The following is a 22,022-nucleotide window of genomic DNA, read 5'->3' on the forward strand; positions in this document are numbered from 1 at the left end:
CCTTAATAGCCCAGCGCGCAGCCGTCCTTGCGTGGATCGGAACCGCCGGTGAGCGTGCCCTTGTCCCAGTCGATCCAGATCGCCTGGGCGCCGCCGAGCGGGCCGACCACGCTGGTGGTCTTGTGGCCGAGCTTCTTCAGGCCTTCGACGATATCGGCAGGCACGCTGTCCTCGAGCTGGTACTGGCCCTCGTAGTGCAGACCGCGCGGCATGTCGATCGCCTCCTGCACGTCGCAGCCATAGTCGAGAATGTTGGTCACGACGTGGGTCTGGCCGACGGGCTGGTACTGTCCGCCCATCACCGCGAACGGCATCACGGAGCGGCCGCCCTTGGTGAGGAGGCTCGGCATGATCGTGTGCAGCGGGCGCTTGCCGCCGGCGATGCAATTGGGATGGCCGGGCTGGATGCGGAAGCCGCCGGCGCGGTTCTGGAACAGCACGCCGGTCTTGTTCGAGACGATCGCCGAGCCGAAGGAATGCGCGATCGAATTGATGAACGAGCAGACGTTGCGATCCTTGTCCACGACCGTGATGTAGATGGTCGAGGGATTCATCGGCGGCGCGACGTTCGGCAGGTCGAGCATGCCGTCCATGCGGATCTTGCTGATGTACTCGTCGGCAAAGCCCTTCGCGAGCATTTCGGCGACGTCGATCTTCATATGCTCAGGGTCGGCGACATGCATCTCGCGATTCATGTAGGCGATGCGCGCGGCTTCGGCTTCGAGATGGAAGCGCTCGATGCTGAGCGGCGCGTACTTGGTCAGGTCGAACCGCGACAGGATGTTGAGCATCAAGAGCGCGGTGACGCCCGGGCCGTTCGGCGGGCACTGCCAGACGTCGTAACCCTTGTAGTTGGTACCGATCGGCGTCGTCGTCTCGGTGGTGTGGGCGGCGAAATCGTCGAGCGTGTGCAGGCCGCCGATCTCCCTGAGGGTCTCGACCATGTCCTCCGCGATCGCGCCCTTGTAGAACGCGTCGCGGCCGTCCTTGGCGATCGCGCGCAGCGTCTTGCCGAGCTCGGCCTGGCGGATGATGTCGCCGGCGACCGGCGGCTTGCCGCCCGGCAACAGGTAACGCACGGTATTGGTGCCACCCTTCAGCTTCTCGAACTGGTTCTTCCAGTCGAAGGCGATGCGGGGGGCAACCACGTAACCTTCCTCGGCCGCCTTGATCGCGGGCTGCAGCAGGCGGTCGAAGCCGAACTTGCCGTGATCGCGCAGCACGGTCGCGAAGGCGTCGATCACGCCCGGGATCGAGACCGCATGCGCCGAGGTCAGCGGCACGGAATTGATCTTGCGCTCGAGATACCAGTCGGCGTTCGCCGCCTTCGGGGCCCGGCCGGAGCCGTTATAGGCGATGATCTTGCCCTCGCCGCGCGGCTGGATCAGCGCAAAGCAGTCGCCGCCGATGCCGGTCGATTGCGGTTCGATCACGCCGAGCAGCGCCGAACCCGCCACCGCCGCATCCACCGCCGTGCCGCCCTCGCGCAGCACCTCGATCGCGGCCAGGGAGGCCTGCGGATGCGAGGTCGCGACCATCGCGTTGGTGGCGTGGACGGTGGACCTGCCGGGGAAATGGAAGTTTCTCATCGAAGTTTTGCTCTCTCAGGGCTCTCTTGGGGGGCTCTCTTGGGCCGTCGGCGCGGAGGGCGCGCCGTCTCGGAAAAACCGGGCCTACATGACACATTCCGGCCCGTCGGGGCAATGCTGGCATACCAGCGAAATAGCTGCCATCCGCTGGGCGTATAGACCTTTTGCCGTCCGGGGCCATGCGGGTTTTCTGGGCGGCGGCCGCCTGCTAAACGAGCCGCCATGATCCACAAGGTCGCCGCCTTTTACCAATTCGCCGCCCTGCCCGATTACCGCGAGCTGCGCGAGCCGTTGCGCGCGTTCTGCGCAGGCCTCGCGCTCAAGGGCAGCGTGCTGCTCGCCCAGGAAGGTATCAACGGCACGATTGCGGGTGCGCCCGAGGCGATCGACGCCTTCGTCCACGAGCTCGCGCACGGCGCCCTGTTCGGCGGCCGGCTGAACAATCTCGAGCTGAAATTCTCGACCGCCGAGGCGATGCCGTTCGGCCGGCTCAAGGTGCGGCTGAAGAAGGAGATCGTCACGCTCGGCGACGAGGCCGCAGATCCGACGCGGCAGGTCGGCACGTACGTCGAGGCCGCCGAATGGAACGCGCTGATCGCAGCACCCGACACGCTGGTGCTCGACACGCGCAACGCCTTCGAGGTGGCGATGGGCACGTTCGAGGGTGCGGTCGATCCCGAGATCAAGAGCTTTGGCCAGTTCAAGGATTTTGCCGCCGAGCAGCTCGATCCGGCAAAGCACCGCAGGATCGCGATGTTCTGCACCGGCGGCATCCGCTGCGAGAAGGCGAGCGCGCATCTGCTCGCGCGCGGCTTTGCTGAGGTCTATCACCTCAAGGGCGGTATCCTCAAATATCTCGAAGAGGTGCCGGAGGCGCAGAGCCGCTGGCGCGGCGAATGTTTTGTATTCGACGAGCGCGTCGCACTCAGTCATGGCTTGCGCGAACGGGGCCTACGCGAACAGGAATTGGGGCACGACCGTGACGAGTGACATCAAGACGCTGGGCGAGCGCATCGACACGCTGGAGACGCGCATCGCCTATCAGGACGATACGATCGAGACGCTCAACCAGACGATCACCGCGCAATGGAAGCAGATCGACGCGCTGACGCGGAAGATCGCAGAGCTCGGCGAGCGACTTCAGGAAGCCGAGACGAATGCGCCGGGCCCCGCCAACGAGCCCCCGCCGCATTATTGAGGATGATGGGCTACAGCCCTGACGCCTTCGGCAGCAGGCTCGCCACCTCGACCGACATCATCAGGCGGTCGCGCCCACCCTGCTTCGCCGCATAGAGCGCCTGATCGGCAGCCTCGACGAGCGAGCCCACGCCGGCGGTGCGTTCCAGCGCGGGCCGGCAGGCCGCGCCGCCGAGCGAAGCGGTGACGCAGCCCGACGCGTGATTGGTGCTGTGGACGAGGCCCGCCTCGCGGATCGCCCGGCGGATCCGCTCGCCGATCCGCGCGCAGCCGGCGGCATCGGTGTTCGGCAGCAGCATGGCGAATTCCTCGCCGCCGTAGCGCGCAGCCAGATCTCCGGCGCGCTGCATCTCGGCCGCGATGACCTTCGCCACCACACGCAGACAGGCATCGCCTGCGGGGTGGCCGTATTCGTCGTTGTAGGCCTTGAAGTGATCGACGTCGATCATCAGCAAAGCGAGGCTGGAGCGGTCGCGATAGGCGCGCGCCCATTCCTCCTTCAACCGTTCGTCGAAGCGGCGGCGGTTGGCGAGCCCGGTGAGGCTGTCCTCGATCGCGAGTGTCTCGAGCCTGGTCTCCAGCTTCTTCTGCTCGGTGATGTCGCGCGAGATCGCGACCACCCCGTCGACGTTGCCGTTTTCCTTGCGCGTCACCCGCATGGTCGATTCGAGCCAGACTTCCGAGTTTTGCCGGTGCGCGTTGCGATAGGTGACGCGCGCCTCGTCCTTTTCGCCGCGCTTCATGGCATCGACGAGCGCCTGGACCTGCGGCCGATCATCCGCATGGATGCCGGCGAGCGCCGGCGTTCCGATCAGCTGATTGGGCCGCCAGCCGACGACGCGAACCGACGAGGGCGAGACATAGCGCAGCCGCTCGTCGAGCCCGATGCGGGTCACCATGTCGCTGGAGCCTTCCGCGAGCAGGCGGAAATGCGCCTCTTTCTCGACCAGGGCCGCGGCCATGCGCTGGCCCCGCTGCAACTGCCGCACCAGCACCGCGCCGATGACCGCGATCAGCACGACCAGCGCGAGCACGTAGAGCATGCGGGAGATCGCCGCGGCGCGCCAGGGCGCCAGCAGTTCGGCCTTGTCGACCATGGCAAGCAGGACGAGCGGATAACGGCCAGAGCGCTTGAAGAAGCTGACGCGCTCGGCGCCGTCCAGCGGCGACCTGAAATGGTATGCGCCGCCCGGCTGCTGCAGGCTCGCGTCGCGGAATAGCGGGGTGTCGGCGACGCTGCGGCCGACGAACCTGTCGTTGCTTGGATTGCGCGCGATGATCATGCCGTCGCCGTGCACGAGCGCCACGGAGCTGTTGCGGCCGAGCTCGAACTGCTCGTAGAAATGCGCGAGATAGTTCGCACTGATGGTCGCAAGCACGACACCGCCGAAGCTGCCGTCCTGCTTGTTGAAGCGGCGCGACAGGGTGACGACCCATTCGCCATCGAGCTGGCTCCGCACCGGATGGCCGACATGAGGCTCCCGTTTCGAGGACAGCTGGTGATGACGGAAGAAAGCGTCGTCGCTGAGGGTCGAGCCGATCGTGCCCGGCGAGGTCAGCCAGTTGCCCTGGTCGTCGATGATGGCGAGGCTGTGAATGCGCGCGATCGCCTTCTTGCGCGCCTCCAAGAGGTTCCTGAGCTTGGCGATCGTGGCGGGTTCGGCGCCGTCCATCTCCAGCCGGCTGACGACGCCGACGACGCCGGAATCCAGCAGGTCGAGGCTGTCCTCCGCATGCTGCGTCAGCGAGCGCGCAACATTCGCCATCTCGGTCTCGGCGCCCTTGAGCACGGCATCGCGCGCGGCCCATTCACGCCAGCCGCTGACGCCGAGGATGGTCGCACAAGTGAGCACGACGAACGCCGCCGCGCGCAACGGCAGGCGGCTCCATCCGGCTCTTTGTGAGGCGACGGTCATGCGGCAGAAATCTCCGATCGCCGGAACTTCCACCGCTTCTGTTATTGAACCCTGAAACGCTTGAGGACATTCGCAGCGTTATGCGGGTTTTCCCGTACTCCTACGGACTGGAGCGTCGTTGGATCGCTAACAATGCGTTAGCGACCCTATCGGAAACCGAGCGCCCCGGCGCTCGCTGAACGTCGGCCTTAGCTGAAGATCGACTTAACCTTGTCCCAGAGCGAGGGACTGTCGGCGTCCGCATCGGCCTTCGACGGTGTCGGCTGCGCAGCGCTGACCGGATCGGACGCAGGGAAACTGTCCTCCAGCCCGGCTTCAAGCTTGGTATGGCGATCGGCGGCCAGCGCCTTGCCAAGATCATCAGCGTGCTTGTCGTGCGGCGCGGGATTGAATGTCTCAGCCATGGAGTCCTCCTCGATTGGGAGGTCAACGCGGCGCATTTGCGCTGGTTCCACTGTTCCGCTCCGGCTTCCGGCAGTGTATCAGGAACCTCAATCTTGATAGGACCGTCCGTGCCCCAGTCTGCGACAAAGCCCTTCATCGACGTGCTCTCCGGCCAGCGCCAGGCTACCCCGCCCATGTGGATGATGCGGCAGGCCGGGCGTTATCTGCCGGAATATCGCGAGGTGCGGGCCAAGGCCGGCGGCTTCCTCGATCTCTGCTTCAACCCGGAGCTTGCCGCCGAAGTGACGCTGCAGCCGATCCGCAGGTTCGGCTTCGATGCAGCGATCATCTTCTCCGACATCCTCGTGATCCCCTATGCGCTCGGCCGTTCCGTGCGGTTCGAGGTTGGCGAGGGTCCTCGGCTGGAGCCGCTGGATGATCCCGCAAAAGTCGTGACGCTCGCCGCGCACGCCGACTTCAGCAAGCTCAAACCGGTGTTCGAAGCGCTCAGGCTCGTGCGCGGTGCGCTCGATCCCAAGACCGCACTGATCGGCTTCTGCGGAGCGCCGTGGACGGTGGCGACCTACATGGTCGCCGGCCAGGGCACGCCCGACCAGGCGCCGGCGCGGATGATGGCCTACCGGCATCCGGAGGCGTTTGCGACAATCATCGACGTGCTCGTGGAGAACTCGATCGCATATCTGCTGGCGCAACTCGCGGCCGGTGCCGATGCGTTGCAGATCTTCGACACCTGGGCCGGCGTGCTGCCGCCGGCCGAGTTCGCGCGCTGGTCGGTCGAGCCGACCCGGCGCATCGTAGAAGGCGTGCGCGCAAAAGTGCCCGATGCGAAGATCATCGGTTTTCCGCGCGGCGCTGGCGCGCAATTGCCGGGTTATGTCGAAGCGACCGGCGTGAATGCCGTCAGCATCGACTGGACTGCCGAGCCGGCCTTCATCCGCGAGCGCGTGCAGAGCCGCGTCGCCGTGCAGGGCAATCTCGATCCGCTGGTGCTGATCACGGGCGGCGCTGCGCTCGACCGCGCCGTGGACAACGTGCTGGCGAACTTTGCGCAAGGGCGCTTCATCTTCAATCTCGGTCACGGCATCCAGCCGGAAACGCCGATCGCCCATGTCGAGCAGATGCTGAAGCGCGTGCGGGGCTAATTTGTTGCGTCCCGGAGGGGAGCGGAAACAAAAACCGCGAAAACAACCCCATGCACAGTAGAGAGACCACGCCCGATCAATGACTTAAAGGGCACTGAAATCAGATGCGCGGTCATCGCACTAGATTGCGCCGACGTTTGACACGTCGGGCAAAACAGGAGCAGGATGGCATCATCCCACCGATTGCGATTTCACAGGCCAGCTAGCGCGGCCGGCTGCGCTCGATGATCTCGGCGGCGCCCTTCGTCAGCAGATCCAGTCCCACCGCACGGCCGAGCTCGCGCGGGCGGTTGGCGGGGCCTGTGTGCGAGGCTTCGATGATGGTGTTGCCGGAGAGGTCGAGCACGGACGCCGTCAGCGACATCTGATCGCCTGCGATGGTCGAAAAACCCGCCACCGGCGAATTGCAATGGCCGTTGAGCACCCACAGCACCTCGCGCTCCGCATCGGCAGAAGCGTGCGCAGAGGGATCGTCGATCGATGACAGGATCTGCCGCGTCTGCCAGTCCTGCGCGGCGCATTCCACGGCGACGATGCCCTGGCCTGCCGCGGGCAGCATCTCCGCCGCGGTGAATTCATAGGCGATACGGTGAGAGAGGCCAACGCGGTCGAGGCCGGAACGCGCCATGATCAGCGCATCGGCGGGACCAACCGCGCCGCCATCCGGCAACTTCTGCTTCTCGCCATTGTCGAGTTTTCGCACGCGCGTGTCGGCGGCGCCGCGGAAGTGGATCACTTCGACATCGGGAAACAGCCGCCGCGCATAGGCGGCGCGGCGCACGGCGTTGGTGCCGATCTTGAAACCCTTACCGCGGGACTGGCGCAGCGCTTCCAGCGTCACGCCATCGCGCAGCACCAGTGCGTCACTCGGGGGATCGCGCGATAGCGTAGCGCCGATGACGAGGCCGGGCGTGTCCTCGTTGCCGGGCATGTCCTTCAGCGAATGCATAGCGGCCTGCAATTCGCCCGACAGGACCGCGGCGCGGATCTGCGCCACGAAGGCGCCGCCCTTGCCGCCATGCGGCAACAGCTTGCTGGTCTGGTCGAGATCGCCCGTGGTGTCGAACTTGACGATCTCGACGTCGAGATCGGGCATGGCGGCGGTCAGGCGGCGCGCAATCTCTTCCGTCTGCGCCAGCGCCATCGCGCTCTTGCGTGTGCCGATCTTCAGTCGCGTAGCCAAGTCGAATGTCCTTTCAGCGCAATGTTTATCGCGCATCCTCCAATATCATGTCGGAGGCCTTTTCGGCGATCATGATGATCGGCGCGTTGGTATTCCCCGACACGAGGTCCGGCATGATCGAACCGTCGACGATGCGAAGGCCTTCGAGCCCCCTCACCTTCAGCCGCTGGTCCACCACCGCCAGCGCGTCATTGCCCATACGACAGGTCGAGGTCGGATGGTAGATGGTGCTGCCGCGCTCGCGGCAATAATCCAGAATCTCGGCGTCCGTGGATACCTTCGCCCCGGGATCGTACTCGCTGACCACGAACGGCTTCAGCGCCGGCGCATTCAGGATCTTGCGCAGGATCTTCAGGCCTTCGACATTGGTGGTGCGGTCGGTCTCGGTGGACATGTAGTTGATGCGAATTTCCGGCGGCACGGTCGGGTCCGCGCTTTTGATGCGCAAGGAGCCGCGGCTTTCGGGCCGCAGCTGGCACACCGACGCCGTGAACCCGGAAAAATCATGCAGCTTCTCCCCCATCTTGTCGGTCGAGAACGGCAGGAAATGCACCTGGATGTCGGGCGAAGCAAGCCGCGGACTGGTCTTGAAGAAGGCGCCGGCCGTGCCGGCCGCGATGGTCAGCCAGCCCTTCCGGAACAGCGCATAGCGCGCACCGGCCAACGTGCGGCGGAACGGATTATTGACGGTGTCGTTGAGCGTGATCTTCTGCGAGCAGCGCATCACGACGCGGACCTGCATGTGGTCCTGGAGATCGTGGCCGACGCCCGGCGCGTCCAGCACGACATCGATGCCGTGCTTGCGCAAGAGATCGGCAGGGCCGACGCCGGAGAGCTGAAGGAGCTGCGGCGAGTTGTAGGCGCCGCTCGACAGCACGACCTCCTTGCGCGCGCGGGCCCGGCGCACGGTTGCGCCTTGCCGATATTCGACGCCGACCGCGCGGCGTCCCTCGAACAGCACGCGCTGGCCGAGCGCCTCGGTCTCGACCTTGAGATTGCTGCGCGTCTTCGCGGGTCCAAGATAGGCCACCGCCGTCGAGGCACGGCGGCCGTTGCGCGTCGTGGTCTGGAACAGGCCGACGCCCTCCTGCGTGGCGCCGTTGAAATCGGGATTGTAGGGCAGACCGGTCTGGACCGCGGCATCCATGAAGGCCTTCGACAGCGGATCGGTCACGACCATGTTGGACACCGGCAGCGGGCCGCCGCTGCCGTGATATTGATCGGCGCCACGCGCCTGGTTCTCGGCTTTCTTGAAATAGGGCAGCACGTCGTCATAGCCCCAGCCGGCATTGCCGTGCTGGCGCCAGCGATCGTAATCCTCGTGCTGGCCGCGGACATAAAGCAGGCCGTTGATCGAGCTCGATCCGCCCAGCGTCTTGCCGCGCGGCTGGAACACCTGGCGCCCCTTCAATTCGGGCTCCGGCTCGGTCTGATACATCCAGTTGACCGTCTTCTCCTTGAACAGTTTTCCGTAGCCGAGCGGCACGTGGATCCAGATGTTGGAATCCTTAGGTCCCGCCTCGAGCAGCAGCACGCTGTGCTTGCCGTTCGCCGACAGCCTGTTGGCGAGCACGCAGCCAGCGGAGCCGGCGCCGACGATGATGTAGTCGAACTCAGGATCGGACGGCGCGAGGGAGGAATTTGCGTTCATGCGCTACTGTTCTTCTTGTTGGTGGGCGTTTCCGGTTCGTCACTAGCACAATCATGCGCGTAGACGCAGCGCCTCGACCAGTGACTTGAACGCACGGGCATATTCCGCCCCTGCCCTTGCGATATCGGCGCGTCCGGCGCAGGCGACCGCCGCTTCCGTCACCGCGCCGAGCAGAAGCCGCGCCAGCGGCTCGACCGGTTGCTTTGCGATGAGGCCGGCCTCCATCGCCACCGACAGCGCGCGCGGCATCTTGCCGCCAAAATGCTGCGCGTCGATCTCGCGCCAGCGCTCCCAGCCGAGCACGGCCGGGCCGTCGCGCAGGATGATCTGGCCGGTCGGCCCCTTGGCGGTCGCCGCAAAGTAATGCTGGGTGCCGGCGACCATCGCGGCGAGCACGTCCTTCTCGGCGCGCGCGGTGCGGTCGATCTCGGCGACGAGATCGCGCGAGACAGAATCGAACACCGCTTCGAACACCGCCTCCTTGGTCTTGAAGTGATGATAGACCGCGCCCTTGGCGACGCCCGCGGCCTCCGCGATGTCGTCCATGGTGGTCGCGGCAAAGCCCTGCGTCCCGAACAGGCGGCGCGCCGCCGTCAGGATCGCCTCCGATGTCGCCGCCCGCCGCTCCGCCTGCTTTGCCATCGCTCCCGTCTAGTCCAATTCGTCGCACCCGGCCAGTTGACTTTTCGACTACCGGTCGGTATTTACCGACTATCAGTCGGTTTTAATCGTGAGGTGCGCCATGCCGAGCCGTGACGTCGTCGAAGCTTTTGCGAAGCGGTTGGAGGATGGGGAGTTTGTCGAAGCGATCGAGCAGTACTACACGTCCGATGCCGCGACCTATGAGAACAACGCCGCCCCGACGGTTGGCCGCGACAAGCTCGTCGCCAAGGAGCGCGGCGTGCTCGCGGCATCCAGGGAGGTGAAGGCCGTCCGCATCGGGCCGAGCCTGATCGAGGGCGACACTGTCGCGACACGCTGGCGGTTCAGCTTCACCAATGCCGAAGGCGCCACCCGAACACTGGATGAGATCGCGTGGCAGACCTGGCAGGGCGACAAGCTGGTCGAGGAGCGGTTCTACTATGATCCGAAGCAGCTCGGGCGGTGACGTTCGGCACATTTGGCAACAGATCGGGTTGGCAGCCTCCTCGCGGCCATCCTTCGAGACGCCCGCCTTCAGCGGGCTCCTCAGGATGAGGTCTGCTCCGCGGCAACATCTTGGACCCTCATGGTGAGGAGCGCCGCCTTGCGGCGCGTCTCGAACCATGAAGGCCGAGCGCGTTCTGCAATCGGCCCACTGTTACAACCGTAACGCGGGGCGCCGCATTTGTATCGATTTGTTATCGATACCCTCGCTTGAACACGCAGAAGTGGCCATGGCGATCGTGGCCAGCGGGGATAATTCATATTTCGTCAAAGGTTTGCAGCGAATCCTCCTGATCGAGCCGGACAAACGGCCCATGCTGCTAGGCCCTGGAATGCGGACTCAAACGACCAGCTATTTCGCACGGCTGTTCGCCGGCGATCTGTCGACCTTTGGCGGTCCTGCAACCGACGAAGCCGTCGCCGGACATATCCGCGCCGATCAGATGTCACTGGTGCTCGGCTACTCCGTCGGCATCATGCTTGCCAATGCCTGCAACGCGGCCGTGCTCGCCATCGCGCTCTGGCATTCGCCGGACTGGAAGTTTGCACTGGCCTGGGCCGCGATCGTGGCCGGCGCCGCGATTGCGTTCGGCCTGCAATCCCACGCCTCGCGCCGGATCACAAAACCGCAATTCGTTTCGCGCCGGGCGATGCATCGGCTGGTGCGCAACGCCTTCGTGCTCGGCGTTGCCTGGGGCATCGTCCCGGTCGCCTTCTTCGCGAATGCCGCGACCGGCGGCCAGCTCGTCATCACCTGCCTTTGCTCGGGAATGCTGGCCGGCGGCGCGCTTGCCTTCGCCACGATCCCGATTGCGGCCATCGCCTTCACCAGCCCCATCTTCGTCGGCATCGCCATCTGCCTCGGCCGCGACGGCGATCCCGCCTATGTGCTGATGGCCATCCTGGTGGTGGTTTACGGCAGCGTGCTGCTGCGCGCGGTGTTCGTCAATTCATTCGCGTTCGCGCGACGCGTGATCCGGCAGATCGAGGCCGAGCGCACGGTCCGGCAGGATCCCCTCACGCTGTTGCCCAACCGCTTCGCCTTCAACGAGACGCTCGAAGCCGCGCTGCGGCGGATGGCCCTGTCCGGCGAGGAATTCGCGGTGCTCCTGCTCGACCTCGACCGCTTCAAGGAGGTCAACGACAAGTTCGGCCACCCCGCGGGCGACGAATTCCTGTTGCAGGTCACAAGCCGGCTGCAACGCTGCACGCGCGCCGCCGAGCACGTCGCGCGAATCGGCGGCGACGAGTTCGCGCTGGTGATGGCCAATCTGGCGCGGCCGGAGGATGCGCTCGAGATCGCCGAACGCTTCGTCGCGGCCTTCGACGAACCGTTCCAGTTCGAGGGCCGCCAGATCGTCGGCGCGACCAGCGTCGGCATCGTGCTGGCGCCGCGCGACGGCACCACGCAGCTCGACATCATGAAGAATGCCGACGCCGCACTGTATCGCGCCAAGAAAGCCGGCCCCGGCACGGTCTGCTTCTTCGAGGAAGCCGATGAAAGGGTGTCACGCGATCGCAAGGCGCTGCAAGCGGACCTCGAAGGCGCCATCGCCAGGGACGAGCTGTTCCTGGTGTTCCAGCCGTTCCTCGATCTCGGCGAGAACCGCATCACCGGCTTCGAGGCGCTGCTGCGCTGGCAGCATCCCCGGCGCGGACTGGTACCGCCGAGCGAATTCATCCCGATCGCCGAGGAGACCGGGCTGATCCACGAGATCGGCGAATGGGTGATCCGGCGCGCCTGCGCAACGCTTTCGGACTGGCCCGAGGACATCAGGGTCGCCGTGAACTTCTCCGCCGCGCAGTTTCACAGCACCGGCATCCTCCAGACCATCGTGCAGGCGCTCGCGGACGCGAAGGTCGCCCCGCACCGGCTCGAGGTCGAGATCACGGAATCGATGCTGCTGTCGAAATATGGCTCCGCGGCGTCGATCCTGAACGCGCTGCTCGAGCTCGGCATCACGGTGGCGCTGGACGATTTCGGCACCGGCTTCTCCTCCCTCACCTATCTGCGCAAGCTGCCGTTCAGCCGTATCAAGATCGACCAGTCCTTCATCCGCGACATGCTGGTGCAGCCCGACTGCGCCGCGATCGTGAAGTCGGTGATCTCGCTGGCGCGCGACCTGCGCATCGGCGTGGTTGCGGAAGGCGTCGAGACCGCCGACCAGCTCGAGTTTCTGCGCCAGTTCGGTTGCGACGAAGCGCAGGGCTATCTGATCAGCCGGCCGGTGTCGGCCGATGGCGTTCTGGCGCTGTTGAACACGAAGAAGCTGCGGGCGACTTACGCGGCGTAGGGAAATACTCGCAAATGTGAGGCGGTCCGCTTCCAGGGGTGAAGCAGACTCGCGCAGGGCAGAATTTCTTCAAGCCACCCTTCGCAAATGAATCGCTGCCAGGCAGTTCTGCATCCCGCGCCAGTCTTCGCGGTCATAGGGTTGGTCTGCATCCCTGACCTAAGGCTGCCCGCTGTTTTGAGGGCGTTTCCGAGTGTTTCGGCGCGCTACCACTCTCAAGACGGCTTGCCGTGTCGGCCCCATTAAGCAACACTTGCCTCATTTCAAAGTAATTATTTTGAGGGGCATCATCATGCCTGAGATATTTGAAGTCGTGCTGTGGTGTGCCGCGCTTGCGACATGGTTGATGCTTCTCTTCGCCCTCGTGAGCAAGACCCTGAAGCAGCTCTCAAAGAGCATCCGCCGCGCGATAGAGGAAGCTTTCAAGCCCGACTTGAAGTGATCTCGGCTACGATGCCCGATCGAAACTGAACCGGCCCGCCCCGGTGACGAAGATCAACATCGCGCCTCCCATGATCGAGACATTCTTCAAGAAGTGGTTGTATTGACCGATCTGCTGCGCACCCGCGGGATACTCCCAGTAGCGGTGCGCAATAGCCGTTGCCGCCAATACGAACACAAACGTCAGAATTGCGCAGTAGCGCGTACCGACGCCCAATATCAAACCGACGGATATCAATACCTCCAGTACGATGTTCGTCATCGTGAACAGCTCAGGTGCTGGAAGGTTCAGGGACCTGAAATAACCCACAGAGCCGCTGAAGTTGGATATTGCTCCATACGCGCTTCCGACGAATACCCACGCGAGGAGAATGCGGCCGATTAAAATCAGCGCGTCAGCTCGCCCTTTGGCGAACTCATCGACTGCCAGCGAGACAGAATTGGATTTCATGGCAGAATCTCCACCCTTGCTGTCCAAGACCGGCTGAACACTTTTACTGCGAGAGCAAACCTATCATGATTGATGGACCGCACGAAGCGCTCTTACCGGCCCGTTGGCGCTGCAAACGAAGCCCGCTTCGTCACCGCCCTTAGCTGCCTCGCCAGGACGACCTGCACCCGCCCGCTCCGAAAGTAGGGCGGATGCGCGAGCTTTCAGGCTGATCGCGGTTTCCGAGTACGCCTTCCAGCCCCGGTCAGACCGCATCCGCCCGCAGCAGCGTGTCCACGGTGATGGTACCGCGGGCGCGGGAGACGCAGGCGCAGATCTTCTGGTTGCTTTGCTTCTGGTGATCGCTGAAGAAGACGTCGCGATGGTCGATCTCGCCGTCGACCTCGACCACGTCGATGGCGCACAGGCCGCATTCGCCGCGCTTGCAATCGTACATCACGTCGTGGCCGCTGGCATTGAGCACATCAAGCATCGAGCGCTCGCGCGGGATTTCGAGCTCGACATCGGTCCCCTTCAGGCGCACGCGAAACGTCTCGGTCGGCAGCGTGCCGCTGGAGCCGAAGGTCTCGTAGCGGAGATCGGGAAGCGGATGGCCGGCGCCGATCCAGGCGTGCCGCGCGGCATCCAGCATCCGCATCGGACCGCAGAACAGCGCCAGCGCACCTTGCGGCAATGATCCGAACAGCGCATCGAGGTCGAGCCGCCGGCCCTCGTCGCTCGCGTGAACGACCAGGCGCTCACCGAGCATTTTGGCGAGATCGTCGAGGTAGGCGGCATCGGTGCGCGAGCGCACGGCATAATGCAGCGTGACGTCAGCGCCGCGACGCGCCAGCGCCTGAGCGGCGCCAAGGATCGGCGTGATGCCTATGCCGCCGGCGATCAGGCAATAGTTTTCGCGGGCCCAGTCGACCGCGAGCAGCGAAGCCGGCCGGGTGATGTCGAGCCGAGCGCCGGGTGCGAGCTGCCACATATAGCGCGAGCCGCCGCGGGAATCCTCGGCACGGCGCACCGCGATCCGCAAGCCGCGCGAGGACGCCTCGCCGACCAGCGAATAGGATCGCGTCTCCGGCAGGCCGTCGATGGTCACGCTGATATTGATGTGGCTGCCGACCGGATAGGCCGTGCCGTCGAACTGATCCGGCAGGATCAGGAATTCGCGGATGCCCGGCGCAAGATCGCGCGTCGCGACCAGCGTTGCCGGAATCCAGGTTTCGATGAAGCGCATGGCGATTGCCCTAGTCGGTTGCGGTCCTGATCAGCGCGAGCGCCGGCAAGAGGTCGAGATGGGTGCGGTTGCGCAGCGCAAGCCGCAGGTTTCGCACTGCGAGGCGCGCGTGCTCGCGCATCACGGCCTCGGCGCGGGCGCCTTCGCGGTTCTCGATGGCGTCGATCACGACGCGATGGTGCTCCTGCCCGATGATCAGAATCTGCTGCGCCTCGGGCAGCGCCGATTGCGCCATCACGAAACCGCTGGGCGAGGCGAACGGCAGCGCCGAGGCGCGGTCGATCTGCCGGATCAGCGGCGGGCTGCGCGACAATTCCGTGAGCAGTGCGTGGAAGCGCGCGTTCAGCGTGACATAGGATGAGAACGCGTCGACCGAGATCGGCACCTGGCGCAGCAACTCGTCGATCGCGGCCAAACACTCCTTCAACGGCTCGAGCTCGCGCGCGGAAACGCCGCGCTCGGCTGCGAAGCGCGCGGCGAGCCCTTCGAGCGTGCCGCGCAGCTCGATGGAATCGGAGATGTCGCGCTCGGAAAACGCCTTCACCATGAAGCCGCCGGAGGGAATCGCCTCCAGCAGGCCTTCCTCCTCCAGCCGCACCAGCGCCATGCGCACCGGCGTGCGCGAGGCGCCGGTCGTCTCCACCGCCTGCAGCTCGGAGATGCGCTCGCCGGGCCGTAAGCGACCCGACAGGATCTGGTCGCGCAGCGCGAGCTGCGCCTTCACGGTCTGCGAGACGGAGCGGTCGACCTCTCGCTCAGGCGCTGGTTTCACCTGGCCTACTCCGCGGCCTGGAGCTGCTGCGGCGCGCTTTCCTTCGCCACCATCCTGTCGATCAGCTTGCGCGTCCACATCGCACCGGCGTCGATGTTGAGGTTGTAGAAGATCCGATCGGGGTTCTCGTCCATGGCGCGCTGCTGCGCCTCGAGGATCAGCTCGTCCTCGTGGAAGATCCCGGAGACACCCTCGCGGATCTCGGTGGTGATGCGCTGCTCGCCGATCTGATAGTTGCGGACGAACGCCCAGAAATAGTGGCAGGTCTTCTCGGTCTCCGGCGTGATGGTGTTGAGCACGAAACCGTTGACGCCCTGCGAGCGGTCGCCTTCCGGCGCGCCCGTGCCTGTCGGCGCCACGCCGACATCGATCGCGATCGTGCACGGGGCTTCGAAGCGGATGATCTGCCAGCGGTCGACGAGGCCGGGCTTGCCGAGCTGCTTGGCCCAGAACGGCGGCGCCTCGATGCCGCGCATCCAGCGCGTCACCGTCACCGTCTTCTCGCCATGGGTGACGTCGAACGGCGCTTCGGCCACCGCATCATTGCCGATCGAGGAGCCGTGCACAAAGGTCTCGTGGGTGAGGTCCATGAGATTGTCGAGCACGAGGCGGTAGTCGCAATTGACGCGGATGGTCTTGCCATCGCCGGCCCAGGCCGGATCGTGATTCCAGTGCATGTCCGGCACCAGCGCGGGATCGGCCAGCGCGGGATCGCCCATCCAGAGCCAGATGTAACGATGACGCTCGACCACGGGATAAGCGCGGACGCAGGCCGACGGATTGATGGTCTCCTGCGAGGGCATGAAGGTGCAGCGCCCCTGCGCATTGTATTTCAGGCCGTGATAGCCGCAGACGACGGTGTCGCCTTCCAGCCGGCCCTTGGACAGCGGCACCAGACGGTGCCAGCAGGCATCCTCCAGCGCGGCCACCGAGCCATCGGCCTTGCGGTACATCACGACATGCTTGCCGCAGATCGTCCGCGGCAACAGCGCCGGCTTGACGTCAGCGTCCCAGGCCGCGGCGTACCACGCGTTCATCGGGAAGGGTTTTGTCACGGGTCGCTCTCCCAAGGCTTGTGTATGCTTTATGTATACAATAGCGGAGGGATAGAATCGTTCAAGGCTAAATATGGCGTATTTGGATACCTATTATCCAGATGGTGTATACAATTCTACCCACATGTCATTCCCCGAAGGAGGGGAATCCAGTACGCCGCGGCTTCTCCGCATCACGGCACGGCGGCGGCGTACTGGATCACCCGCTTTCGCTGGTGATGACAGCGGAGAATGCGGCAAACACTTCCTCGGAGCAGCAACCGAAGAGTCGTACTGGGCTCAGTGCCCTACGCCCCGAACACCTTCTTCAGCCCTGCCTGGGCCTCTTCCTGAATCCGCTTCAGGTGCTCGGTGCTGCGGAAACTTTCCGCGTAGATCTTGTAGACGTCCTCGGTCCCCGACGGCCTTGCGGCGAACCAGCCGAAATCGGTCTCGACCTTGATGCCGCCGAACGGCTGGCCGTTGCCCGGCGCCTTGCTCAGCGTGGCGCGGACAGGATCGCCGGCGAGGTCCTTGAGGCCGAGCTGCTCGGGCGTGACGGACTTGAGGATGTTCTTCTGGGGCGCGGTGGCGGCGACGTCGATGCGCGCATAGTGCGGCACGCCGAGCTCCGCGGTGAGGTCGTTGAAGAGCTGGCTGGGGTCGCGGCCGGTCTTCGCCATGATCTCGGCTGCGAGCAGGCCGAGGATGATGCCGTCCTTGTCGGTGGTCCACACCCCGCCGTCGCGGCGCAGGAACGAGGCCCCTGCACTCTCCTCGCCGCCGAAGCCGAAGCCGCCCGTGAGGAGGCCGTCGACGAACCATTTGAAGCCGACCGGCGTCTCGACCAGCCTGCGGCCGAGCTTCTTGGCGACGCGGTCGATGATCGAGCTCGACACCACGGTCTTGCCGATCGCGGCATCCTTGCCCCAGTTCGGGCGGTTCGCGAACAGATAGGAGATCGCGGTCGCCAGATAATGGTTCGGATTCATCAGGCCGCCGGTGCGCGTCACGATGCCGTGGCGGTCGGCATCGGTGTCGTTGGCAAAGGCGACGTCGAAGCGGTCGCGCATCGCGATCAGGCTCGCCATCGCGTAGGGCGAGGAGCAATCCATGCGGATCTTGCCGTCCCAGTCGACGGTCATGAAGCGGAAGGTCGGATCGATCGCCTCGTTCACGACGGTGGCCTTCAGGCCGTAGCGCTCGATGATCGGATGCCAGTAATGCACGGCGGCGCCGCCGAGCGGATCGATGCCGATATTGATGCCGGCGGATTTGACGAGATCGAGATCGACGACATTGCCGAGATCGGCAACGTAGGGCGTGATGAAGTCGTAGGCGTGCACGTTCGCGGATTTGCGCGCCTTGGCGTAGTCGATACGCTTCACGCCCTTGAGGCCGTCGGCGAGATAGGCGTTGGCGCGCTTCTCGACGACGGAGGTCGCGTCGGTGTCGGCCGGGCCGCCATGCGGCGGATTGTATTTGTAGCCGCCGTCCTCGGGGGGATTGTGCGAGGGCGTGACGACGACGCCGTCGGCAAGGCCGCTAGTTCGGCCCTTGTTGTAGGTCAGGATCGCGTGCGAGATGACAGGCGTCGGGCTGTAGCCGCCGTCCTTGTCGATCATGATGTCGACGCCGTTGGCGGCGAACACCTCGACGGCGCTGACCAGCGCGGGCTCGGCCAGCGCATGGGTGTCGATGCCGATGAAGAGCGGGCCGGTCAGGCCCTTTTCTGTTCTGTAGTCACAAATCGCCTGCGTGGTCGCGAGGATGTGGCCCTCGTTGAAGCTGTTCTTGAACGACGTGCCGCGATGGCCGGAGGTTCCGAACGCCACCCGCTGCGCGGGATCGCCGACATCGGGCTTGCCGGCGAAATAGGCCGTCACCAGCCGCGGAACGTTGGTGAGCGCGTCCGGCGAGACCAGCTTGCCCGCCGCGGGATGAACATCAGCCACTGAAATATCCTCGTCCTGTCGTGCAGAGTTTGTGGAGTACCATAGCATCGGCCGGACCCCCGCCAAGGGCACAACACGCGCGGCGGGCTGGCCGTTCCCGAGATCATGCTATGGTCTTTCAAATCGGGGCTTTTTCGAGTCGGGGCATGACGCTGTTTCACAGGCTCTTGGTTGTGCTGATGGCCTGGCTTGCGACCGCTGGCATCGTGACCAATGCGACGGCCGCGGAGTTCTACACGGAAGACCTGCGCATTCCGATGGCGGGGGCCGGGCCGCAGGGGCTGGAGGCCTTTCTGGTCCGGCCGGCCGGAACGAAGCGCTATCCGCTCGCGCTGCTCAACCACGGCTCGCCGCGCAGTTTCGACGACCGCGCGACCATGTCGGCGCACAAATATTACGGGATCGCGCTCGAATATGCCCGGCGCGGCTTTGCCGCGCTGATCGTGATGCGGCGCGGCTACGGCACCTCGCCCGGCGGACGCGTCGACAGCGTCGGCGGCTGCGCCAATGCCGCCTATCTGCCGGCGGCGGCGGTTGCGGTCGCGGATTTGCGCGCGGCGATCGACGCGATGGGTCGCAGGGCCGACGTCACGACATCGGGCATGATCGCGGCCGGCCATTCCGCCGGCGGGCTCGCCACCGTCGCGCTGACCGCGCAGGCACCGAGTGGTCTCGTCGCCGCGATCAGCTTTGCCGGCGGCCGCGGCTCGCGCGATGACGACGACGTCTGCAACGAGGACGGGCTGGTGCAGGCCTTCGCCACGTTCGGCAAAACCTCGCGCGTGCCGATGCTGTGGGTCTATGCGGCCAACGATTCGTTCTTCGGTCCCGATCTCGCGCGCCGCCTCTATGACGGATTTCGCGGCAATGGCGGTCACGCGAAATTCATTGCGGCGCCGCCTTACGGCGATGACGGCCACTATCTCTATTCGGTGGTGGGCCGCCCGCAATGGACGCCCTATCTCGACGCCTTCCTGCGCGAGCGCGGGCTCGGCCATGACATCCTGAGCCTTCCCGATCCGCTGCCGCCGCCGGGCCAGCTCAACGAGGCCGCGCGCGCCGAATTCTCCCGCTATCTCGCCAGCACCATGCCGCACAAGGCTTTTGCGGTGTCGCCGAACGGCGGTTACGGCTGGCGTTCGGGCCGCACCACCGCCGACGACGCCCGGCGCGATTCGCTTAGCGCCTGCATGAAATGGTCGCCGACCTGCACGCTGTATGCGGTCGATGACCAGCTGGCCGGGGCGGCGCAAAGGACATCGACGGATCAGAGCGCCCGCGCGCGATAGGCGCGAGGGTGATCGGATCTTTCGACGGTTGAGGCTAGAGCCGCTCGCTGAGCGCGAGTTTGTAGCCGACGCCGGTGACGGTCGCGATCACGGGCGTGCCGCTGCCGACGAGCTTGCGCCGCAGCCGCGCCACCAGCGCATCCACCGTGCGGATGTCGACCTCGGCCTGGCGGTTGCTGACGACCTCGATCAGATAGTCGCGGCTGAGCGGCCGGCCGTCGGCGCCGACCAGCGCCGCGAGCAGGTCGAACTCGGCGCGCGTCAACGCCACCGGCTTGCCGTCGCTGCCGAGCAGCTCGCGCCGGGTCAGGTCGATGATCCAGTCGCCGAAGGCGATCGAATTGTGGTTGCGCGCCGCCTTGCGGTCGATCGAGCGCCGCCGCAGCACGCTGCGCGCGCGCGCGAGCAGGTCGCGCAGATTGATCGGCTTGGTGACGTAATGGTCGCCGGCGATCTCGAGCCCGAGGATGCGATCGACGTCGGTGTCGCGGCGCGTCACGAAGATGATGCCCGCGTTGCTGGTCGCCTGGATCTCCTTGGCGAGCTCGAAGCCGTCGCCGTCAGGCAACTGCACGTCGAGGAAGACGAGATCCGTGCGCGAGCGCAGCGCCTGGCGGCATTCCGCGCAGGAGCCGGCGCCGACCACGTCGAAATTGTTCTCGCTGAAATAGCCGACCAGCATCGTCCGCGTCACGGGATCGTCTTCGACGACGATCAGCCGCTCGCGGCCGGCAGGCCTCAATTCCTGACGTGCGGAATCAACCACGTTGTTGGATGTCCTGTGTGCTTGTGGCGCGGCTTGAAAGTTCAAGTCGTCGCGCAGCGCACTGTCCTGTGAACGAACATTCACGACTTATTCGAGCCCCCGAAATTTGCCTGCTGGAATACTAGGCGTGTTGTGCTGCCCGAACAATATTGGTCATGGTATTGGCGTATTAAGTATGAATTGCCCCACAATTCTCATCGCGCGCATCATCATGCCGGCGTGGCGCGTGCGAGCGCCGACCGGGGCCCTCGACACCGCCGATCCCGTACATTCGGCATCGGACTCAACCGCTGGTTAACGTAAAGAAAGGCTTCGGCTTCGAAACAGCCGGCCGCGCCTCTATGGTCTCCGCTTGCAGATGCGAAACCACGGAGCAGGCGTGATGCAGGGGCAGGCCCGGTTGGCCGCCGAACGAACCGAGCAAGGTGCAACGCCTTTCGGCCGTTCTCACACGCTCGACGTCCTGCGCGGCCTCGCCATCGTCGGCGTGATGGCGATCCACGTTTCACAATCCTTTCCTTCAAAGATCCACGCCGTCGACTTCGCCTTCATGTGCGGCTGGACCGGCGTCAACGTGTTCTACTTCGTCAGCGCCATGACGATGTGCCTGATGTGGACGCAGCGCACCGAAACCGACCCGACGCGCAAATTCTACATCCGGCGCTTCCTGCGCATCGCGCCGCTGTTCTGGCTCGCGATCCCGGTTTACCTCGCCGTCAACGGCACGGGTCCCAGCTACAACGCGCCCAACGGCATCGGACCGCTCCAGGTGATCCTGACCGCGACGTTCCTGCACGGCTTCTGGCCGGACAGCGTCAACAGCGTCGTGCCGGGCGACTGGTCGATTGCGGCGGAAATGACGTTCTATCTCGTCTTCCCCTTCGTGATCACGGCCTTCGGATCTCGCCGCCACCTCTATCTCGCGCTCGCGATCGCGCTGCATCTCGTCAATGTCTGCCTGTTCAAGCCTTGGGCGTTCGCACTGTTCTCGGCCCATTACGGGCCCGGCCACGAGGCCTTCGTCTGGAATGCGCTGCACATCAGCTTCCTGAACCAGTTGCCGGTCTTCCTCGTGGGCTGCGCGCTGTTCTTCTCGCTGCGCGACGGCTTTGCGAAGTCGGGCGCCGCGATCTTCGCCGCCTTCATCGCGCTGTCCTTCATCGCCGATCGCGCCACCGACTCGCATGAATTCAACTATTTGATGATCAACCTCGTGCTCGGCGCGCTGGTTGCAGGTTGCATCCGCCTCGCGATCCGCTGCCGGCCGATCGAGGCGCTCGGCCGCAACTCCTATTCGATGTACCTGTCGCACTTCGCGGTGATCTACGGCCTGCGCCAGATCTGGCCGCTTACGGACGGACTGGTCTCGCTGCTGATCGCCTATGCCGTCATCGCCGCGCTCAGCTATCTCGTCGCACGCGCGACCTGGCATCTGGTCGAACGGCGCGCGCAGGATTTTGCGCATCGCCTGACGTCCACGGGATCGGGCCGCTCGACGATCCGGCCAACCATTGCTGCCACTGTGGCCGGTCTGCACTGACGCGCGACTTGTCTAGCTGACGCCTT

20 protein-coding genes are annotated in these 22,022 nt (G+C 65.0%); 8 read left to right on the forward strand and 12 right to left on the reverse strand.

Features of this window, described 5'->3' with window-relative positions; genetic code table 11:
• Positions 1-2 precede the first annotated feature (2 nt).
• Entirely contained in the window at positions 3-1,589 is a 1,587-nt protein-coding gene (ggt, locus tag AB7Z56_RS35115; RefSeq protein ID WP_063985209.1) for a gamma-glutamyltransferase, read from the reverse strand.
• 222 nt (positions 1,590-1,811) lie between these two features.
• Here ggt and trhO point away from each other — a divergent pair, with 222 nt between their 5' ends.
• The gene (gene trhO / locus AB7Z56_RS35120) at positions 1,812-2,579 is read left to right on the forward strand and encodes an oxygen-dependent tRNA uridine(34) hydroxylase TrhO (RefSeq protein WP_084795283.1); all 768 of its coding nucleotides are present in this window, start codon (positions 1,812-1,814) and stop codon (positions 2,577-2,579) included.
• On the forward strand, positions 2,569-2,787 hold the full coding sequence (locus AB7Z56_RS35125) for a SlyX family protein (RefSeq protein ID WP_063985210.1): 219 nt from the start codon (positions 2,569-2,571) through the stop codon (positions 2,785-2,787). Before trhO ends, AB7Z56_RS35125 begins: the two co-directional genes overlap by 11 nt.
• Positions 2,788-2,797: 10 nt before the next feature.
• On the opposite strand, the gene AB7Z56_RS35130 is transcribed toward AB7Z56_RS35125, so the two are convergent.
• Entirely contained in the window at positions 2,798-4,702 is a 1,905-nt protein-coding gene (locus AB7Z56_RS35130; protein ID WP_063985211.1) for a diguanylate cyclase domain-containing protein, read from the reverse strand.
• A gap of 188 nt (positions 4,703-4,890) precedes the next feature.
• On the reverse strand, positions 4,891-5,106 hold the full coding sequence (locus AB7Z56_RS35135) for a hypothetical protein (protein WP_014497480.1): 216 nt from the start codon (positions 5,104-5,106) through the stop codon (positions 4,891-4,893).
• A 108-nt stretch (positions 5,107-5,214) separates the two neighbouring features.
• On the opposite strand from AB7Z56_RS35135, the gene hemE reads away from it, so the two are divergent.
• Positions 5,215-6,249 carry a uroporphyrinogen decarboxylase gene (hemE, locus tag AB7Z56_RS35140; RefSeq protein WP_063985212.1) on the forward strand — a complete coding sequence of 345 codons (1,035 nt, stop codon included), beginning with the start codon at positions 5,215-5,217 and terminating at the stop codon, positions 6,247-6,249.
• A 202-nt stretch (positions 6,250-6,451) separates the two neighbouring features.
• Here hemE and hemC read toward each other — a convergent pair whose 3' ends face one another.
• The 3 genes from hemC to AB7Z56_RS35155 are packed head-to-tail and all read right to left on the reverse strand — an operon-like array spanning position 6,452 to position 9,725.
• Entirely contained in the window at positions 6,452-7,432 is a 981-nt protein-coding gene (gene hemC / locus AB7Z56_RS35145) for a hydroxymethylbilane synthase (protein ID WP_084795284.1), read from the reverse strand.
• 25 nt (positions 7,433-7,457) lie between these two features.
• On the reverse strand, positions 7,458-9,083 hold the full coding sequence (locus tag AB7Z56_RS35150) for a GMC family oxidoreductase (protein ID WP_063985214.1): 1,626 nt from the start codon (positions 9,081-9,083) through the stop codon (positions 7,458-7,460).
• A gap of 51 nt (positions 9,084-9,134) precedes the next feature.
• The gene (locus AB7Z56_RS35155) at positions 9,135-9,725 is read right to left on the reverse strand and encodes a TetR/AcrR family transcriptional regulator (RefSeq protein WP_063985215.1); all 591 of its coding nucleotides are present in this window, start codon (positions 9,723-9,725) and stop codon (positions 9,135-9,137) included.
• A 100-nt stretch (positions 9,726-9,825) separates the two neighbouring features.
• Between AB7Z56_RS35155 and AB7Z56_RS35160 the strand changes: the two genes are divergently transcribed.
• From AB7Z56_RS35160 to AB7Z56_RS35170, 3 genes are all read left to right on the forward strand, one after another.
• Complete coding sequence (locus tag AB7Z56_RS35160; RefSeq protein WP_063985216.1) at positions 9,826-10,191, forward strand: nuclear transport factor 2 family protein; 366 nt, start codon at positions 9,826-9,828, stop codon at positions 10,189-10,191.
• 370 nt (positions 10,192-10,561) lie between these two features.
• A complete protein-coding gene (locus tag AB7Z56_RS35165; protein ID WP_063986643.1) occupies positions 10,562-12,523 on the forward strand; it encodes a putative bifunctional diguanylate cyclase/phosphodiesterase in 1,962 nt (653 codons plus the stop codon).
• 292 nt (positions 12,524-12,815) lie between these two features.
• Positions 12,816-12,965 (forward strand): hypothetical protein, encoded by a 150-nt coding sequence (locus AB7Z56_RS35170; protein WP_166084486.1) that lies wholly within the window; start codon positions 12,816-12,818, stop codon positions 12,963-12,965.
• A gap of 6 nt (positions 12,966-12,971) precedes the next feature.
• On the opposite strand, the gene AB7Z56_RS35175 is transcribed toward AB7Z56_RS35170, so the two are convergent.
• The 5 genes from AB7Z56_RS35175 to pgm all read right to left on the reverse strand — a co-directional run bounded on the left by AB7Z56_RS35175 (position 12,972) and on the right by pgm (position 18,401).
• Positions 12,972-13,415: a DoxX family protein gene (locus tag AB7Z56_RS35175; RefSeq protein ID WP_063985218.1), complete on the reverse strand. Its 444-nt coding sequence runs from the start codon at positions 13,413-13,415 to the stop codon at positions 12,972-12,974.
• 244 nt (positions 13,416-13,659) lie between these two features.
• Entirely contained in the window at positions 13,660-14,640 is a 981-nt protein-coding gene (locus AB7Z56_RS35180) for a PDR/VanB family oxidoreductase (protein ID WP_063979736.1), read from the reverse strand.
• Positions 14,641-14,650: 10 nt separating this feature from the next.
• Positions 14,651-15,412, reverse strand: a complete 762-nt coding sequence (locus AB7Z56_RS35185) for a GntR family transcriptional regulator (protein ID WP_063979735.1) — start codon at positions 15,410-15,412, stop codon at positions 14,651-14,653.
• Positions 15,413-15,417: 5 nt separating this feature from the next.
• Positions 15,418-16,467: an aromatic ring-hydroxylating dioxygenase subunit alpha gene (locus AB7Z56_RS35190; RefSeq protein WP_187387662.1), complete on the reverse strand. Its 1,050-nt coding sequence runs from the start codon at positions 16,465-16,467 to the stop codon at positions 15,418-15,420.
• Between the two features lie 287 nt (positions 16,468-16,754).
• Complete coding sequence (pgm, locus tag AB7Z56_RS35195) at positions 16,755-18,401, reverse strand: phosphoglucomutase (alpha-D-glucose-1,6-bisphosphate-dependent) (RefSeq protein ID WP_283018492.1); 1,647 nt, start codon at positions 18,399-18,401, stop codon at positions 16,755-16,757.
• 146 nt (positions 18,402-18,547) lie between these two features.
• On the opposite strand from pgm, the gene AB7Z56_RS35200 reads away from it, so the two are divergent.
• Positions 18,548-19,690 (forward strand): alpha/beta hydrolase family protein, encoded by a 1,143-nt coding sequence (locus AB7Z56_RS35200; RefSeq protein WP_063979732.1) that lies wholly within the window; start codon positions 18,548-18,550, stop codon positions 19,688-19,690.
• 34 nt (positions 19,691-19,724) lie between these two features.
• On the opposite strand, the gene AB7Z56_RS35205 is transcribed toward AB7Z56_RS35200, so the two are convergent.
• Positions 19,725-20,540, reverse strand: coding sequence for a response regulator transcription factor (locus AB7Z56_RS35205; protein WP_063979731.1), 816 nt, complete (start codon positions 20,538-20,540; stop codon positions 19,725-19,727).
• A gap of 298 nt (positions 20,541-20,838) precedes the next feature.
• On the opposite strand from AB7Z56_RS35205, the gene AB7Z56_RS35210 reads away from it, so the two are divergent.
• Complete coding sequence (locus AB7Z56_RS35210; protein WP_283018491.1) at positions 20,839-21,996, forward strand: acyltransferase family protein; 1,158 nt, start codon at positions 20,839-20,841, stop codon at positions 21,994-21,996.
• Positions 21,997-22,022: the final 26 nt, after the last annotated feature.

The organism is Bradyrhizobium sp. 482_C4_N1_8, from assembly GCF_052075965.1.
In the GTDB taxonomy this organism is placed as follows: domain Bacteria; phylum Pseudomonadota; class Alphaproteobacteria; order Rhizobiales; family Xanthobacteraceae; genus Bradyrhizobium; species Bradyrhizobium barranii.